This is a genomic window from Oenococcus kitaharae DSM 17330, assembly GCF_000241055.1.
In the GTDB taxonomy this organism is placed as follows: domain Bacteria; phylum Bacillota; class Bacilli; order Lactobacillales; family Lactobacillaceae; genus Oenococcus; species Oenococcus kitaharae.
Genome location: NZ_CM001398.1, coordinates 186,523 through 203,636 on the forward strand (window position 1 = coordinate 186,523; position 17,114 = coordinate 203,636).

General features: G+C 43.3%; 14 protein-coding genes and 1 tRNA gene. All 15 read right to left on the reverse strand.

Going from position 1 to position 17,114, the window contains the following annotated elements:
• Positions 1-2: 2 nt before the first annotated feature.
• Entirely contained in the window at positions 3-1,817 is a 1,815-nt protein-coding gene (locus OKIT_RS00915; RefSeq protein ID WP_007744495.1) for an ABC transporter ATP-binding protein, read from the reverse strand.
• Complete coding sequence (locus OKIT_RS00920) at positions 1,817-3,580, reverse strand: ABC transporter ATP-binding protein (protein WP_007744498.1); 1,764 nt, start codon at positions 3,578-3,580, stop codon at positions 1,817-1,819. The genes OKIT_RS00915 and OKIT_RS00920 overlap by 1 nt, the downstream gene beginning before the upstream one ends.
• Positions 3,581-3,782: 202 nt before the next feature.
• Complete coding sequence (gene manA / locus OKIT_RS00925; protein WP_028291804.1) at positions 3,783-4,751, reverse strand: mannose-6-phosphate isomerase, class I; 969 nt, start codon at positions 4,749-4,751, stop codon at positions 3,783-3,785.
• Positions 4,752-4,821: 70 nt separating this feature from the next.
• Positions 4,822-5,202, reverse strand: a complete 381-nt coding sequence (locus tag OKIT_RS00930) for a DUF956 family protein (RefSeq protein WP_007744501.1) — start codon at positions 5,200-5,202, stop codon at positions 4,822-4,824.
• Between the two features lie 105 nt (positions 5,203-5,307).
• Positions 5,308-6,225 (reverse strand): PTS system mannose/fructose/sorbose family transporter subunit IID, encoded by a 918-nt coding sequence (locus OKIT_RS00935; RefSeq protein ID WP_007744503.1) that lies wholly within the window; start codon positions 6,223-6,225, stop codon positions 5,308-5,310.
• A 19-nt stretch (positions 6,226-6,244) separates the two neighbouring features.
• Positions 6,245-7,048 carry a PTS mannose/fructose/sorbose transporter subunit IIC gene (locus tag OKIT_RS00940; RefSeq protein ID WP_007744506.1) on the reverse strand — a complete coding sequence of 268 codons (804 nt, stop codon included), beginning with the start codon at positions 7,046-7,048 and terminating at the stop codon, positions 6,245-6,247.
• Positions 7,049-8,035: a mannose/fructose/sorbose PTS transporter subunit IIA gene (locus OKIT_RS00945; protein ID WP_007744508.1), complete on the reverse strand. Its 987-nt coding sequence runs from the start codon at positions 8,033-8,035 to the stop codon at positions 7,049-7,051. It lies immediately after the preceding gene.
• Between the two features lie 205 nt (positions 8,036-8,240).
• Positions 8,241-8,314: transfer RNA gene (locus tag OKIT_RS00950), tRNA-Pro, on the reverse strand.
• A gap of 35 nt (positions 8,315-8,349) precedes the next feature.
• A complete protein-coding gene (locus tag OKIT_RS00955) occupies positions 8,350-10,197 on the reverse strand; it encodes a potassium transporter KimA (RefSeq protein ID WP_007744510.1) in 1,848 nt (615 codons plus the stop codon).
• A 68-nt stretch (positions 10,198-10,265) separates the two neighbouring features.
• Positions 10,266-11,111 (reverse strand): peptidylprolyl isomerase, encoded by an 846-nt coding sequence (locus OKIT_RS00960; protein ID WP_007744512.1) that lies wholly within the window; start codon positions 11,109-11,111, stop codon positions 10,266-10,268.
• A 103-nt stretch (positions 11,112-11,214) separates the two neighbouring features.
• A complete protein-coding gene (locus OKIT_RS00965) occupies positions 11,215-13,035 on the reverse strand; it encodes an oligopeptide ABC transporter substrate-binding protein (protein WP_007744514.1) in 1,821 nt (606 codons plus the stop codon).
• 144 nt (positions 13,036-13,179) lie between these two features.
• Positions 13,180-14,085 carry an ABC transporter permease gene (locus tag OKIT_RS00970; protein WP_007744515.1) on the reverse strand — a complete coding sequence of 302 codons (906 nt, stop codon included), beginning with the start codon at positions 14,083-14,085 and terminating at the stop codon, positions 13,180-13,182.
• 12 nt (positions 14,086-14,097) lie between these two features.
• A complete protein-coding gene (locus tag OKIT_RS00975; RefSeq protein ID WP_007744516.1) occupies positions 14,098-15,057 on the reverse strand; it encodes an ABC transporter permease in 960 nt (319 codons plus the stop codon).
• Between the two features lie 2 nt (positions 15,058-15,059).
• Entirely contained in the window at positions 15,060-16,061 is a 1,002-nt protein-coding gene (locus tag OKIT_RS00980) for an ATP-binding cassette domain-containing protein (protein WP_007744517.1), read from the reverse strand.
• Positions 16,058-17,095: an ABC transporter ATP-binding protein gene (locus OKIT_RS00985; RefSeq protein ID WP_148126080.1), complete on the reverse strand. Its 1,038-nt coding sequence runs from the start codon at positions 17,093-17,095 to the stop codon at positions 16,058-16,060. Before OKIT_RS00985 ends, OKIT_RS00980 begins: the two co-directional genes overlap by 4 nt.
• Positions 17,096-17,114: the final 19 nt, after the last annotated feature.

Genomic DNA, 17,114 nt, shown 5'->3' on the forward strand with positions numbered 1-17,114 from the left:
CCTTACTTGCCGGCGTTTTCCATACTCTGCATTTTATAAAGATCGTAATAATAACCTTTTTGAGCTAATAACTGGCGATGTGTCCCTTGTTCGACCACAACGCCTTTGTCCAAAACGAGAATCAAATCAGCATCTTTGATCGTCGACAGTCGATGGGCAATGGCAATTGTTGTTCGATTGGTTCGCATATTCTTCAGTGCTCTTTGAATAGCTGCCTCAGTCTGCGTATCAATGTTAGCCGTCGCTTCATCGAGAATCAGAATTTTTGGATCCCGGACAATGGTTCTCGCAAATGAGATCAACTGTTTCTGTCCAGCCGACAGAGAGGACCCGCCTTCCAAAACTGGTGTTTTATAGCCGTGAGGCAGCGAATCAATGAATTTATCTGCATCAACAAAACGTGCAGCGTCTACAATCTGCTGATCTGTAATTGAATCATCATACATCCGGATATTTGAATTGATGTCCCCATAAAACATGAAACTGTCTTGCAGGACCAGTCCCATTTTTTCCCGAAAATCGACAGGATCCAGATCTCGAATATCCTGTCCATCAATTAAGATACTGCCCTTTTGGAACTCATAGAAACGCATCAGCGCATTAATTGTGGACGATTTCCCAGAACCGGTGTGACCGACTAAAGCAATCGTCTGCCCTGGTTCGGCTGTAAAAGAAAGATCATGCAGAATAGTTGTCTTGCCGTCATAAGAGAAATCGACGTGGCGAAATTCAATCTTGCCATCAGTAATTTTGCCATTAGCATTCTCGTGCTGAGCAGGTTCATAAGTCGTATCATCGAGAATCTTACCTGCACGATAACCGGAAACGACGCCATCCTGAAAAGTCGACAAACTTTGCTGCACATTATTCAAGGGATTAAAAATGTTGCCGATCCAGTTCGTAAAGGCATAAATCGTCCCGCCAGCAACAGCAGCCGTAAAGGACTGATTCCCTAAATACCAGAGAATGAACACTGTCGTCATACCAAGTAAAAGCTGGTTCATCGGGCCAAGGAGCCGTGAGTCCATTTTGACCATGTGAAAACGTGCATCAAAATATTCCTGATTGATCTTTTCGAATTCACTCTTCATGCGTGTTTCTTGATGAAAGTTCTGAATGGTCTCGATGCCATTGATCGATTCAGCCAATTTAGCATTCAGAGCGGACAATTTAGCACGCATATTACGGTAAACACTTGAAGAATACTTTTGATAAACCCAGATCGTCAGCAAAGTCACAGGAACGATTAATAGCAGCCAATAGGACAAACCTGGATCTGAAGCGAACATAAAGATATACACACTAATGATTGAAGCAACCGCATAAATTAAATTGACCAGCAGCATCCAAAAATCAAAAAACGATTCAGTATCATTCATAACTCGTGTAACAAGTGCACCGCCAGGAACCTGATCAAAATAACGCATACCCAGTTGATGCAGTTTGGCATATAGACGCTTACGAACGTTATTTAAAGCCGTTTCAGAGGCTTGTCCATACCAGAAATTCTGAAAATAAGTTAATATAGCAGAAAAAATTTGGATTGCGCCGAAACCTAGTGCAAATGAGATAACGGCATTCAGCGGTGTATTAGGATTAGTCAACTGCTTATTCATGAAATTCTGCAGAATATAAGGCAGATAGCCGCTGATTAAAGTTGAGATCAGAGCAAATAAGATCGCGCCGGCAAACATCCAATAGGCTGGTGTGGCCATTTTAATCAAACGCCAGACAACAGCTAGCTGTTCATGTACTGGAATTGATTGCGACCAAATGCTGTTATTTTTTTTGTTTTTTTCTACAGTATTATCTGCCATTAGTTATCACCTCCAGTCAGTTTAGCTTCATAATGAGAGGCCATCTCCTGCTGATGGAAGGTATCTGCATAGTAGCCGTTTTGTGCAAGAAGTTCTGCGTGGCTGCCGCGTTCGATGACCCGTCCATGCGCAAAGACAAGAATTTCGTCTGCGTTAATAACCGAAGAAATTCTGGAAGCAGAAATAATTGTCGTCTGATCTTGACGCTGATTTTTCAAAGCTCCCAAAATCTCTTTTTCTGTACGAGCATCAACAGCTGAAAGAGCGTCATCTAAAATAAGAATTGCTGGATCGACAATCAATGCGCGGGCAATGGCAACACGCTGCTGCTGGCCGCCAGAAAGGCTGATGCCGTTTTCGCCGACTTCAGTCTCATATCCATTCGGCATTTGCAAAATATCGTCATGCAGCGCAGCTAATTTGGCAACTTGCTCGATTTCTTTTTGCGGTAGCTTTGGATTTGAAAAAGCAATATTTTCCGCAATACTGGTCGAAAAAAGGAAATTATCCTGGCTGACATAACCCAAGGAACTCAAATAGGCCGAGAGCTTATAATCGCGGATATCGTGTCCAGAAAAGTCAATCTCACCATCATATGAATCGAATTCACGCAAAAGCAGGCGTAATAATGTCGTTTTTCCGGATCCCACCGGGCCCACTAAACCCAGGGTCTTGCCACGGCCGACCTTGACATCGATATTTTTTAAAACCGTCTTGGTACCATCCGGATATGCGAAGCCCTTCAAACGAATATTCAATTCGCCTGGCTTGACCTGGGCAATGCCATTGGGATCATCGTGGATAGCACTTTTCTCATTCATCAAGTCCATCACACGATCATAAGAAGCATTGCCTCGCTCTAGAACATTGAATAATTGTCCCAAAGCAAACATCGGCCAGACCAATTGACTCAAGTAGGCCGCAAAACTAACTAATTGGCCAATAGAAATTGTCCCCCGCAGAACAAATTCGCCACCCAAGATAATCGTTAGCACATATGAAAAGGACATCACAATCGTTGCCAGCGGGTCAAAAAGAGAATCGACGCGAGCAACATGCGAATTCGTTTTAATCTGTTCGTCAGTCTGATGATTGAAATAATCGATATCTTCCTTAGACTGGCCAAGCGTCTTAATAACTTTCATACCCAAGAAGGATTCCTGTGTATGATCCGACATCTTGGAAAAACCTTCCTGATAAGCTGTAAACGCTTTACGCAGTCTCGGCATAATCAGTGAGACACCAAAAGCCAAAAATGGCAGCGGAATAATCGCAATCAGCGTTAAACGCCAGTCAACGGTTAAAATCATTGATGCCAAAACCAGAATGATGTTTGCCGATGAATCAAAAGTCATTAAGATGCCGCCGGAAGCAACTCGCTGGATCGAAGACAAATCATTAGATGCGTGGCTCATTAAATCGCCAGTCCGGTATTTTTGATAAAAGGGTGCATCCATTTCCATGTAGTGATCGTAAAGACGTTTGCGCAGCGTCCGTTCCAACAAGGCAGCACCCTTAACGATGTGCGTGTTCCAGCCATAACGAAAAACATAAGACGATAGAAAAAGCAAAGCCAGAATCAGCAAAAACACCAGCAGATATTGCCAGGTCAGATCTCTTTGAACGACTTTGTTTGTAAATAGGCCGATCATGTAGGGCGGGATGACATGCGACAAGTCAGTCAAGAACAGCAAAAATATCCCAACCGCGTACATCCGCCAATGTTCTTTAAAGAACCATTTTAACTTCAAAAATATACTCATAAAAAACTTGCTCCGAATAAAAAGTCGAATTAAAAATCCCGATAGCTTCCATTCTATCTCATTGCGTCAAGCCCATGTTTACAGCTATGATACAAATTTTTCCGCTCGCTAAAATCTGCTCGCTGCCAATTGGATTTGTGATCTAGCCTAAAAAACTGCTGTCATTGCAATGATCAACAATAACAGCAGTTTAAAATTCAACTTAATCGACGGCTTCAGAAGCAATTATGTGTAATTGGCCTTCAATTTGCCAATCAGATACAGTTGCCGGAATCAAAAAATGCATCCCCTTTTGCAGCAAATGTGATTCGTGATTGATAACAAGACTGCCCGAACCAGAAATAACGGAGCAGAGTGTATAGGCACCAATCTCATGATGCAAGACTAGACTGTCGAAAATTTCCCAGCCCCAGACTGCAAAGTAAGGTGAAAGGGGTGGTTCAACATAATTTGTTATGACATTGTCTCCGATCCGTTGATAGGAGATCTGCAGTTCTGGCGCCTTGAAAGGTACCGTTATCACCTCTTCAGACTTTTGAATATGCAAGGATCGTTTTTCATGAGTCTGCTGATCCACTCGGTCATAGTCATAAAGACGATAAGTCGTGTCCGAACTCTGCTGAGTTTCAAGCGCGACAATTCCTGCATTCAAGGCATGGACCGTACCACTGGGAACATAGACAAAATCACCAGCCTTCACAGGCAGCCTTTTTAAAAAATGTTCCCAATCGCCCGCTGCAATCATCTTTTTCATCTCATCTCGAGACTTGGCCTGATGGCCATAAATCAGATAGGCGCCTGGATCAGCACTGATAATATACCAACATTCCGTTTTCCCTAATTCATGCTCATGTTCTTCAGCATAGGCATCATCGGGGTGTACTTGAACCGAAAGGCTGTCTTCGGCATCAAGAATTTTCGTGAGTAAAGGGAAGGGTTTGTCAGCATTATGGCTACCAAACAATTCGGGCTCGTGCGCCCATAAATCATCTAAAAACTGTCCACGATAAGAACCGTTCTCTACTTGCGATCTACCATGAGGATGAGCTGAAATGGCCCAACACTCGCCAATCCTGCCATCTGGCAGATCGTAGCCGAACATATCAGCCAACTTACGGCCACCCCAAATTTTTTCATGAAAAACCGGTTTGAAAAATAAGACATCCACAATATTTCCTCCATCCGGACAGCCGTCAATGCAAATGCAATTTAGTCAAGGAGGTCAAACATTTGTTCAGTAATTATGCTTTTTTATGGCTAAAAAGCGCTTTGATACCACGTCTGATTACTTGAAAAAAAGTCAGCGAACGTACCATGTGACCAGGTTTCACATACTTCTGCATGGCTTTCAACACTTTTTGAGGCTGACGCGAAGCAAAGGTATAACTACCGTTATGGTTCGTCTGCACCGTATAGCGCGGAATCCATTTGCCCTTAAACATCACTGAAGCAATGACGTAGTTAACATCTTTCCAGGGGATCTGAATATACTTTCGCAAATCTTTCTCGTTGTAAAATTCAAAACCCTTGTTGCCAATCATGATCTTGCCGTATTCAGATAAGCCTAAAAAAGACGTTGCCGGAATAACTAAATCAACTTTCGAATTAAGCGACTGTACCATTTGGTTCTCCTTTTTAATAACAGCGAAACTAGCTTTTCAGCAAAAGAACGATCCCATTCAGTAAGCCTGAACTAAGATCGTTCTTAAATAACTTATAAACTCGGCTTACAAGATATTCAATACGTGAGCCACAATACCAAAGACGAAGATACCAATAATAATGATAATTGGCGAAACCTTTTTCTTTAATAGCCACATGCAGAAGAAAGTCAGCAATAAAGCTGCCAGTCCTGGAATCAAAGAATCCAAGTTATTCTGCAAGGTGGTAACACGTGTTGCACTCAGCGCCAAACCGCTCTGATATTGAGTGAAAGCTTCCTGCAATCCGTTGTGGGTCAAAGGAATCTTGGTCCAATCAATGTAAGCACCTTTAGCTAAACGCACATTAGAAACGACTGGCGTAAATCGAATTGAAACCCAGCGCTGTACCAAGGCTGCCAGAACAAACATACCCATGATTGAAGCGCCCTTTGTCACATCCTGCAGCAAACCGCCGGAAAGGTCTTCTGTAATTCGAGACCCGGCCCGATAACCAAATTCCTGGGTATACCACATAAATCCCCAACGAATAATGTTCCAAAGAACAAAGAACAAGATTGGTCCAAGAATATTACCGCTTAAAGCTAATGAAGCACCTAAAGCACCTAAGATAGGACGAACCGTGTACCAAAAGACTGGATCACCGACACCAGCCAGCGGACCCATCATGCCGACTTTAACACCTTGAATGGCAACATCATCAACAGCTGCACCGTTCGCACGGTCCTCTTCCAAGGCCAAAGTCACACCGATAACTGGTGAAGCCAGATAAGGGTGAGTGTTAAAGAATTCAAGGTGCCGCTTCAGGGCGGCTATCCGATCATCTTTATTTGGATATAATTTCTTGATAGCTGGGATTAAGGAAAATACCCAGCCGCCGTTTTGCATACGCTCATAATTCCATGACCCTTGGATAAAGGTGGAACGCCAAGCAACAGCTAAACGGTCTCTCTTAGTTAAATGAACCTTTTTTTCATCTGCCATTTTCTATTCCTCCTTTTCCTCAGTAATCATTCAAGATATTGTCAATCGGATCACCAGCATTGCTGCTGCCACCGCCATTTGACGAACTGCCTTTTTTAGAAAGATCAAGATAGATCAAGGCAAGCGAGATACCAATAGCACCAATCGCAATCAAAGTCAGATTTGTGACGGTTGCAATAACAAAACCGAGAATAAAGAATGGCCAAACTTCGCGGCTGGACATCATGTTGATAACCATTGCATAACCAACAGCCACAACCATGCCACCACCGATTGTCATACCGGCGTTCAGCCATGCAGGCATCGCACTTAAGACACCTCTAACGGCGCTAGCCGGAATGAAGAGCAATAGTGCAGCGGGAATTGCTATACGCAGGCCCTGCATGCAGATCGCAATAATATGCCAGAGATCAATACTCCCAATATCACCACGATCCGCGGCCCGGTCCATGATATGGATAATCGGTACGGCTAAGGTACGTGCGACCATTGTTAGGAACAAGCCAGCAACAGCCAGCGGAATCGCTAGGCCGATCGCAGAAGAAACACCCTTAGTTCCTTGTCCACCCAAAACCAGAATAATTGATGAAGCAACTGAGGCCAGAGCGGCATCAGGGGCAACTGCGGCACCAATGTTAGCCCAGCCCAAAGCAATCAACTGCAAGGATCCGCCTAACATGATACATGGAACCAAATCACCGGTAACGAGCCCGATCAATGTACAAGCGACCAAGGGCTGATGAAACTCAAACTCGTCTAGGATACCTTCCATACCAGCAAAGAAGGCAACTATGACAACTAAAATCATTGATATGACTGACATTTACTCTTTCTCCTTCGTGTCATCCAGCTGGAATCCGGCTTTTTTAATCATTGGCATCAGATCCTGACTGTTATCTGCAGGCACCTTCCGAACATCAAACTTGACACCCTCATCACGCAGATGTTCAAAAGTCTTGACATCATTTTCATCAACGGCCAACACATTGTTGATCATGGTCTTGCCTTCTGAATGGGCTAACGAACCAATGTTCAACTCAGGTATTTTGACACCGCCATCTACCGCGCGGGCAACATCTTGTGGTGTTTCAAAAAGAAGCAGGAAACGCTGATTACCAAACCTTGGATCATGCCAAATCTCTATCAATTTCTCAATCGGTATAACATTGGCTTTGACTTCCGGGGGAGCCGCTTCTGTGATGAGCGACTTCCTTAATTGGTCCTTGGCTACCGCATCAGAGACAACGACAATCCGTGTCGGATGAACCGACTTAGACCAAGCAGTCGCCACTTGTCCGTGCAGCAGGCGAGAATCCAACCGAGCAAGACTGATCTTCAATTGCCCATTGCCTTGAGCAACCATTGCTGGTGCCGGTTTGGGCTGAGATGCGTTTCCAGTATCATTCCCAGCCAAGCTCTCAGGCTTGATACGAACACCAGCCCGGCCTTCACCAAGGATGTGAGCTGCAATCTCGTGAGCGCTATTTAAACTCAAACGCGAAGAGTAAGCTTCAATCAGCATCGGCAAATTCAAACCGGTGACAATCGCCATCTTATCCTTGTGTTCTTCGTAAATAGCATTCGATTGATTGAATGGAGAGCCTCCCCAAAGATCAATCAGGAACAGAACTTCATCGTCACTCCCAAAGCCGGCAATGGCAGCTTCCAAATGTTTTCTTAAGTCTTCCGGCCCTTCATTGGGCATAAAAGTAACAGCAGTTACTTCTTTTTGCTCTCCGAAAATCATAGACCCCGACTGAAGAATACCCTTGGCAAATTCGCCATGACTTGCGATGACTATTCCAACCATCGTGCTATCCTCCTTAACTTCCATTCTGGAAGTTTCTTCATCGTACTTGATCTATTCTAATCTCTTTCTGAGATAATCGCAAGCGCTTACATATTTAAGCACTTACATTTTGTAAATTTTTCATATTTTCTAAAAGAGATACGAAAAAACAGGCACAAAGTCCTGCTTTAGCATCGAATATCCTGAATTAAAAACATTGATCTGATCGGGATGACGGGATTCGAACCCATGACCCCCACGTCCCGAACGTGGTGCTCTACCAAGCTGAGCTACATCCCGTACATGCGGTTTTTAAACCCGCAATAACTATTGTATCAGTCTCTGAGGTGATAGTAATAAGAAGAAATTGTGATATCGTCACGAGAGATAAAAGCACTTCTCAGCCTAAATGCAGTCTGGTTGTGCATAGCATTCTGCCACCAATGCTTGGGAACAAACTGCGGCACCATAATCGTCAAAGACCAATTGCGTTTGGCTGCCTGCTTGCTCATGGAGTCAATGAATTCACGTGCAGGCTGAATGACCGAGCGATAACTGGAATGGATGTCCACATAACGAATACCCGGGAAATACTTTTCAAATTCCTCGGCAGTCTCTTTCTCTTTTTTGATATTTGTATCAAAAGAGACATGCATGCCGATAACCTCGTCCCCAATGGACTTGGCATAATCCATAGCAGAAATTGTGACCCACGTAACATTACCCATAAACACAATCACCATCGCACCGTCATAATTATGTCGATGCAAGCGGGCTGTAGAAGGTGTTAATTTCAACTGTTTAGCAATGCTAACATAATGTGAATGTACATCATTAAAGAAGTGCAGAAGTATTGGCATAATGATTAAGTAAGGCCAAACACCACCAAAATGCAGTGCGAACATCGAAATAACCAGCACCAAAGAGATCAAAGCACCTATGAAGTTAACAAACGCTTTAAAAATCCACAGTCGGCCGCGTGCGCGCCACCAGTGAATAATCATGCCGGATTGGCTCAAAGTGAAAGGTACGAAGACACCAACTGCGTACAAAGGAATCAGAGCCTCTACTTTGCCCTTAAATACCAGCAGCAGGACAATCGCACCAATTGACAAACTCACAATACCATTAGAATACCCGAGACGATCACCACGGTCTTTAAACAAATGAGGCATAAATTTATCGTTGGCCATATTATAGGCCAGCATCGGAAAGGCCGAAAAACCCGTATTCGCGGCCACAGTCAGGATAAGCGCAGTTGATAGTTGGAAAAGATAAAAGCCAATTCCGCCCGCTCCAAAGATACTACCGGCGATTTGCGCCATGACAGTTGTTTGGCCATTAGGCACAATTCCCAAAAAATAACTGAAGAATGTCACAGAAACAAAGAATAGCCCTAACACGATGACAAGAATAACCAATGTCTTTGACGCGTTACGTTCCTTTGGACTATGAAAATTCGGAACTGAATTCGATATAGCTTCCACACCTGTTAATGACGAAGAACCAGAGGAGAATGCCCGCATAAACAAAATGAAGCCCACGCTCATGGTTGGTGCTATTTTTTCAGCCATTGTAGGTGCTTGATAAACAATTTGGCCCAGGCCAATCCGTACAAAACCGATAGCTAACATTGCGAACATGGCCACAATAAAGAAATATACCGGTATCATCAAAAAATTAGCAGATTCGCTCAATCCACGCAGATTCATCAGCATTAGAAGGATGACAATGATAATAGAAATCAGTAAAGAAAGATGCCGCACTTCTGGAATCGCTGAAGAGATGGCATCAGTGGCTGAAGCGGCCGATACAGCCACAGTCAGCATATAATCGACTAATAAGGATCCACCGGCAACTAAGCCGGTCCAAGAGCCCCAATTTTGAGAAGCCACGGCATAAGCACCGCCACCTGACGGATAAGCGTGGATGATCATCACATAAGAAAGTGCAATCGCACCCAATAGTAAAAGAACCAAGCCCGCGATTGGCAACTGCAGCCACAAAGCCGCCGCGCCACCGGCAAGCAAGGCCGTGGTAATCATTTCAGTTCCATATGCAATGGATGATAGTGCATCAGACGACAAGAGCGCCAATGCCTTAAATACATTCAGACTTTGAGAGCCTGTATCGTTAGTCTTTAATGGCTTCCCGATCAGTACTCTCTTCAAATACTTCAACATGACTAGATCATTATAGTAGCTTCACTCTTTTTTGTCAGACAAATATAAAAATAACCACACCTAGGTGATTATTTACTTTCTTCGACTGTGACCTTAGTGATTTTAATCGGGTTCTTAGGGAAAGTCTTTTCGGAAGTTGTGGCATTGGTTGTCACATCCGCTTTAGCAATCTGATCAACAATGTTCATGCCGGAAATTACCTGACCAAAAACTGTATAACTGCCATCCAAGCTCGGTGTGCCGCCATTTTTATAAGCATCATATATCTTAGTCGGATAAGCATTTTTATCCGTGATCTGTGCCTGTACATTGCTGCTGCTCTCTTCAATAAAGAACTGTGAGCCATTCGTATTAGCAGTCCCGGCATTCGCCATACCAATCGCACCACGAATGAAATATAAATTAGGGCTGATCTCGTTTTTAAACCCTGTACCAGCATCAATTTTAGCGTTCTTGTGTGCACCAGAGGCCCAGATCGATTGGCCGCCAGTACCAACATTTTTCGGATCACCACTTTGAATCATAAAATCTTTATAGACACGGAAGAATTCCAATCCATTGTAATAGCCCTCTTGAGCATGAGTCAGAAAGTTCTCCGCTGCCAAAGGCGCGTATTTATTGAAAATTTTAGCTACAACCGTTCCGGCTGTGGTTTCAAAAGTAACTTTTGTTTCTCCGCTGCCGATTGTTGTTGTTAATTGAGGTAAAGCCATGTTGTTCAACTCACTTTTGGAATATTTCGCATTTAGTGCACTACTGCTGCTAGAACTGGTATCACTGGCTGCCGTACTACTGGAAGATGAGGCAGCCTCACTAGCACGATTCTGCTGATAAATCGCAACGCTTTCCCATATAAAGAAAACCGCCACTAGGACCGATCCTAAAATAATTAAAATCTTATTTTTTTTATTCATAACCTATCCATCATAACGGTATTGCCCAAAAATTTCATTAAACGGGCATAAAAAAAACTCGCGTTTCGCGAGTCTTTGAATTTTTTTATAGATACTCGAGGGATTACTTTTTCGCAAGAGTCTTAGAAACAACTTGCATAGTCGCCCAAGAATTACCCTTAGTACCACCAGGGTTGTTACCATATGCCGAAGAGTAAGTCTTAATACGGTTATTATTCGGAATCCAGTTAATAGAATAAGAAGTTGGAATAACGAAAGCTGTATCATAAACATACTTTTGATACTTTTGGAACTGCTTGACACGATAAGAAGCCTTCAAAGACTTTTGGTTGTTAGTAGCATTCAGCAAAGAAGTCAAGCGCTTAGAAGCAAAATGGCCAAAGTTGAATGGTGCAGTAGCGGAGAAGAGATCAGTCTGTGATGGTTCAGAAGATGTGGACCATGCACCATCGGTGAAGTCCCAGCTTTGATCAGCGGTCGGATCAGTCATCATCGAAACCCAAGTGTTGAAATCAGTCAGTTTGCCCTTATAAAGCTTAACGGTAATACCAACCTTCTTCCACTGTTGGATGTAGTTCTGCGCAATGATTTCTGAATTGGCAGCACCGGAACGTGCCAAGTATGTCAGAGTCAAACGCTTTCCAGTAGATGGGTCAATACGGAAAGTCTTCTTGCTGTTCCATTTGAAGCCAGCTTTAGTCAAAAGACTGTTAGCACGTTTCAAATTCTGAGCAGCGGCATATCCAGGAACTGAAGAATCCCAGAACTTACCAAAAATAGGAGGTACAGTCGTGTTAGCAGGAACAGACAAGCCATTGTTATATTTCTGCAAAACTTGAGCTGTGTTACGTGCATAACCGATAGCCTTACGCAGATCGGTCTTTTGCAATGGCGTCTTACGGTCGGTGACGTTCATACTTGTCTTGGCATCATAATGTCCCAAGTTGAAGTACAAAGCTGAGAAGTATAGCGCTTGATTTCCAGTAATGGTATAGCCCTTAATACGGCGAGCCTGCTTATACTGATCATTGCCCAATTGTTGGTAAATATCGTATTGATGTGAACGCATAGATGCAACAGCTTGAGCAGTAGAAATGATAGTAACATTCACACCGTTCAGCTTTGGTTTAGCGCCCCAATAGTATGGGTTACGTTCGTAAGCAATTGATTCACCTGGAACAATTTTCTTAACACGGAAAGGTCCAGTAGTCAATGGGCGTGTAGTCGTCTTGGCATCAGAAACTAGTTTCTTAGGATCAACTGACTTCAAATACTGATATGGTTCAGCTGATTCCAAGAAAAAGCCATTTCCCGATTGAGTAAAACCAGGACGCATCGTCTTAAACTGAATGCGCAAAACTTTCCCATTTTCACCATCTGGATAAGTAATACCAGAAATTGTCTTTGCCTTACCAGCATGATAATCAGCCAAACCAACAATATCAGCTAAAGAATCTGTCCATCGAGATGAACCATAGGCTGGATTTGCAATCAATTCATATTCATATTCGACATCTTTGGCAGTTACTTGAGAACCGTCAGACCATCGAAGATTTTTACGCAAAGTAATCGTTGCAGTCTTATTACTGTTGTTGAAGGTGATGTTAGCAGGGCCGCCCTTTTTGAATTTGAACTGTGAATCAGTCCAGAACAATGATTCAAGAGCTGGTGCCTCAACATCGGCATCAGTAGCCTCTTGTGAAAGTGCCTGAACCCACTGCCCAACGAAGGGCGTATCAGATACCTCAGCTACTTTAACAGTGCCGCCCTTAATTGCTTTTTTCGAGCTCTTATAGGTCACAGGGAACGGATTTTTAATTTTGGTAGCAGCACTAGCGGTTAGTGGAGCAACAGTAGCAACTGCTGATCCAGCTAACGTAGCGAATGCAGTGGTACCGGCAAACCATTTAGAAATTTTTTTCATAAGTACATTCTCTCCTTATCCTTCCAAAGAATTGAAAATAATATTATACGAATATTAAATAGTTGTCAACTAGTTTGTTATCTTTTTTACCGATAAAATGGACCAGAAACTATTTGAATGTTAGCTTGTCTGACAAATTAGCGATCAAGCCAAAGATTGGCGTTGATCAGCCACACGGCGCAATGCTTGACCGATAAAGATCAGTGAAACAGACAACGCAAGAATCAAAAAGGAAGCTGGCAGCCACATCCATGGGCTTTGTGTCATAACCTCTGGATCAGTCGCTTTATTAACCAAGGTTCCTAAAGACGGCGTTGTGTATGGCAAGCCATAGCCTAAGTATGAAATACCTGTTTCCAAGCCAATATTGCCAGCGAAAGCCAAAGCGGTTTGTGCATAAAACTGAGAACTCAAATTAGGAAAAATCTGTTTCCACATAATAGCTAACGAACTCGACCCGCTGAGCTTGGATGCTTTAACATAGTCGTTCTCTCGTTCGGCAAAAGTCAAGGCTCTGAAAAAGCGCATGGAACCAATCCAGGAAAATAGAGAGATCACCCAAACCAAAGTCCAGATACTATAGTTATTGATGATCGTTAACAAAGTCAGCAGGATCATCAGAGTTGGGACAATCGACAGATAGTCGGTAATTCTCATCCAAATCCAATCAAAGAAACCACCATAGTAGGCAGACATTAATCCTAGAAAAATGCCAACAGCCATGATCACAATCGTGACAGGGATCGAAATTGACAACGAATTTCTAGCAGCGATGACAACCAACAGAAATTCATCACGTCCCCCATCGTCAGTACCCAAAATATGACCATTTGTGAATGGGGCAAGATTCGTGTCCATGATATCAACATTTGAAAAAGCATCTCTTGGGATAAACATTGATCCGATAAAGACACCGAAAACAACAATTACGAGAAAAAAGAAGCTAATCATTGCGATCTTATCTCGTTTAAATTCACGTACAGCTGCTTTCAAAAAAGAGTGAGCGTGCGCTTGCGATTCTGATTGTTCTATTTTTTTTGCTTTTGCCATATCAGCTCCTCCTTATTTAATCCTGATTCTTGGATCAACCCAAGACATAATAATATCGTTCAGCATGGATCCAATAAGCGTCAAGGTTCCAGAAAACAGCATGATGGCATTCATTGTTGTATAATCACGCGTCGTGATAGATTGAACGAATAGCCTGCCCATGCCTGGATAACCGAAAACAGTTTCCAGAATAACCGCACCGGAGAAAATCCCAACAAGATCAAAACCGAAGGTAGAAGCAACCGGGAGCATTGAATTTCTAAAAATATGACGCCAGAAAACACGTTTATTAGAAACACCCTTAGCTCTGGCTGTCCGAACATAATCAGCTGAGCGGGCATCAAGCAATGAGGTCCTTAAGGTATTGAACAGTGAGACGGTACTGAAGAGAGCAACTGACAGCGCCGGCAGGATCAAATGATAAAAGCGGCTGCCCAATACGGGCCAAAAACCGTTAGCATCGATGCTGACAGAACCCGTCGTAGGAAACCAGTTCAGTGTGAATCCAAACAAGAAGAGCATAAAGATGTAAATGACGAATGCCGGGATACCACCTGTAATTGAGTTATAAGTAGTCCAGAAACGGTCTCTGAAAGATCCTTCATGGGTCGCAGAAGCAACGGCCGTCGGAATACCAATTGTATAAACTAGGCCTAAGCTCAACAAGCCAAGCCAAACGGTATTCTGGATTCTTTGGCCCAGTAAGGTCGCGACAGGCTTCTGCAAAACAAAGGAATTTCCTAGATTACCATGAAAAATATTATTAATCCAACGAAAATATTGTGTTGGCCATGGATCGTCCAAACCTGCTTCCCGACGAAGCCTTAATAGCGTATGAATATCAGTGTGCGCTGAGAAACGTCCCGTAAATGGGTCTCCTGGCATCATCTTTGCAAGTGCAAATAGCAGGATCGTCATCAAAATTAATTGTGGAATCATAATTAAAAAACGACGAAGTATTAATTTCCACATTGTTACTCTCCTCCCTTTGCCAAAGCATCAGCCTCAGCTTTGCCCGAAGCCACACCTGCCGCTTCGGCCTCTTCACGCGTCATCGCAACAGAATGCGTATCTGTCAATTTGCGCATCGGATACGGCCTGCCGCTGGCATCATAATAATCTGCATGGTGGTCCTGATACTGCTTCTCAATTGCCAAACGATGCGCTTTATTTTGTTCACGATTGGTGACATCCATTTCCGGAATCGCAGCCAATAGACGTTTTGTATAAATGTGCTGTGGATCATCAAAAACATCATCACGAGTACCGATTTCAACAAAACGACCCAAATGCATAATCGCAATATTTTTCGTCATATGCCGAACGACGCCTAAATCATGGCTAATAAATAAATAGGAAATATTGAATTCTTTTTGAATGTCCTTCATAAAATTCAATACCTGAGCCTGGACTGATAGATCCAAGGCCGAGACTGGCTCATCAGCAACAATGAGCTTGGGATTGGTCGCAACCGCTCGGGCAATACCGATTCTTTGGCGCTGGCCGCCGGAAAACTGGAAAGGATACTGATATAAAGTCCGTTGCGGCAGGCCCACAATATCAAGCAATTGTTTGATACGTTTATCCATAGCATTGTTATCCAAATGCTCAAAGTTGTGCAATGGTTCAGCAATGATCTGATAAACCGTCTTTCTAGGGTTCAAAGAAGACATCGAATCCTGGAAAATCATTTGAACATCTCGGTTATAGTGTATCTTGCGCCGAGACGAAGCTTTGGTGACATCCTGGCCCTTATAGATAACTTTTCCAGCAGTTGCTTTCTCTAAACCAACGATCACCGATCCAATAGTCGTCTTACCAGAACCAGATTCGCCAACCAAGCCATATGTTTCACCCTCATTGATTGAAAAATTAACACCATCAACCGCATAAACATAGTCTGTAATTCGATTCCAAAAACCTGTCCGAATCGGATAGTGGACTTTGAGGTCTTCAATTCGCAATAATTCCGTCATTTACTTTGGGCCTCCTTTTGTCTGCGGCCGGGTTCAAGGTAGCCATCTTGAAATTTGAAGTCTTTCCATGCGTTGCCACGGACAAAATGGCCTTCTTCGGGTTCGGCCGGAACATCAGAAACTTTTTCTTTAGCGGCTTCCTGCATCCAAGGAACACGCTCCAAAAATAAATCACGCGAATGATCCATTTCCGACAACGCAGGTACAACGCCTGGAATGACGTAAAGTTGATCATTCAGCGTATCCAATGATGGATTAGCACGCAGCAGCGAACGCGTATAAGGATGCAAAGGATTCTCAAAAACTTGTTCGGCAGTCCCGCGTTCAACAATCTGACCAGCATACATAACAGCCACAGAGTCCGCCATTTCGGCCACAACCCCCAAATCATGAGTAATCAACAACACACCAATATTTTTTTCCGCTTGAATTTCCTTAATTAAATCCAAAATTTGTGCCTGAATCGTAACATCCAAAGCCGTAGTTGGTTCATCAGCAATCAGCAGATCGGGTTCATTGGCAATCGCAATCGCGATCATAACGCGCTGGCGCATACCACCAGATAATTCATGAGGAAACTGATCAGCAACTAATTCAGGTTTGGAAATACCTACTTCATCAAGGAGCTTGATAGTGTGTTCCTGCCATTGTTCCTTAGGAACAATTGAGTGAGCTGACATGGATTCCTGAATCTGGTCGCCAATCTTCATTAAGGGGTTTAAGGCAGACAAGGGATCCTGGAAAATCATGCCGACCTTAACGCCGCGAAGCTCCCTCATTTCTGCTTCCGTTGCGTCAACGATTTGATGACCATCGAGCATAATCGAACCAGTCACACGCGACTGGTTGGGATTATGCAAAGCCATAACGGACATCGCAAAAGTCGACTTGCCAGACCCCGATTCGCCAACAAGCGCTAATACTTCCCCAGGCTTTACCGAGAGATCAACGTTATAAAGTGCTGTCAGCCATTCACCATTGATTCTAAAATCAACACCGACACCTTTGGCTTCCAGCAAATTTTTGCCAATTATCATTTCAATCCTTTCTCTT

What these genes read in the sequence shown, in the direction of transcription:
- OKIT_RS00960 (WP_007744512.1), bottom strand. Translation starts at nt 11,111, where the DNA reads ATGAATAAAAAAAATAAGATTTTAATTATTTTAGGATCGGTCCTAGTG.
- OKIT_RS00915 (WP_007744495.1), bottom strand. Translation starts at nt 1,817, where the DNA reads ATGGCAGATAATACTGTAGAAAAAAACAAAAAAAATAACAGCATTTGG.
- OKIT_RS00955 (WP_007744510.1), bottom strand. Translation starts at nt 10,197, where the DNA reads ATGTTGAAGTATTTGAAGAGAGTACTGATCGGGAAGCCATTAAAGACT.
- OKIT_RS00930 (WP_007744501.1), bottom strand. Translation starts at nt 5,202, where the DNA reads ATGGTACAGTCGCTTAATTCGAAAGTTGATTTAGTTATTCCGGCAACG.
- OKIT_RS00945 (WP_007744508.1), bottom strand. Translation starts at nt 8,035, where the DNA reads ATGGTTGGAATAGTCATCGCAAGTCATGGCGAATTTGCCAAGGGTATT.
- OKIT_RS00935 (WP_007744503.1), bottom strand. Translation starts at nt 6,225, where the DNA reads ATGGCAGATGAAAAAAAGGTTCATTTAACTAAGAGAGACCGTTTAGCT.
- OKIT_RS00980 (WP_007744517.1), bottom strand. Translation starts at nt 16,061, where the DNA reads ATGACGGAATTATTGCGAATTGAAGACCTCAAAGTCCACTATCCGATT.
- OKIT_RS00975 (WP_007744516.1), bottom strand. Translation starts at nt 15,057, where the DNA reads ATGTGGAAATTAATACTTCGTCGTTTTTTAATTATGATTCCACAATTA.
- OKIT_RS00920 (WP_007744498.1), bottom strand. Translation starts at nt 3,580, where the DNA reads ATGAGTATATTTTTGAAGTTAAAATGGTTCTTTAAAGAACATTGGCGG.
- OKIT_RS00970 (WP_007744515.1), bottom strand. Translation starts at nt 14,085, where the DNA reads ATGGCAAAAGCAAAAAAAATAGAACAATCAGAATCGCAAGCGCACGCT.
- OKIT_RS00965 (WP_007744514.1), bottom strand. Translation starts at nt 13,035, where the DNA reads ATGAAAAAAATTTCTAAATGGTTTGCCGGTACCACTGCATTCGCTACG.
- OKIT_RS00940 (WP_007744506.1), bottom strand. Translation starts at nt 7,048, where the DNA reads ATGTCAGTCATATCAATGATTTTAGTTGTCATAGTTGCCTTCTTTGCT.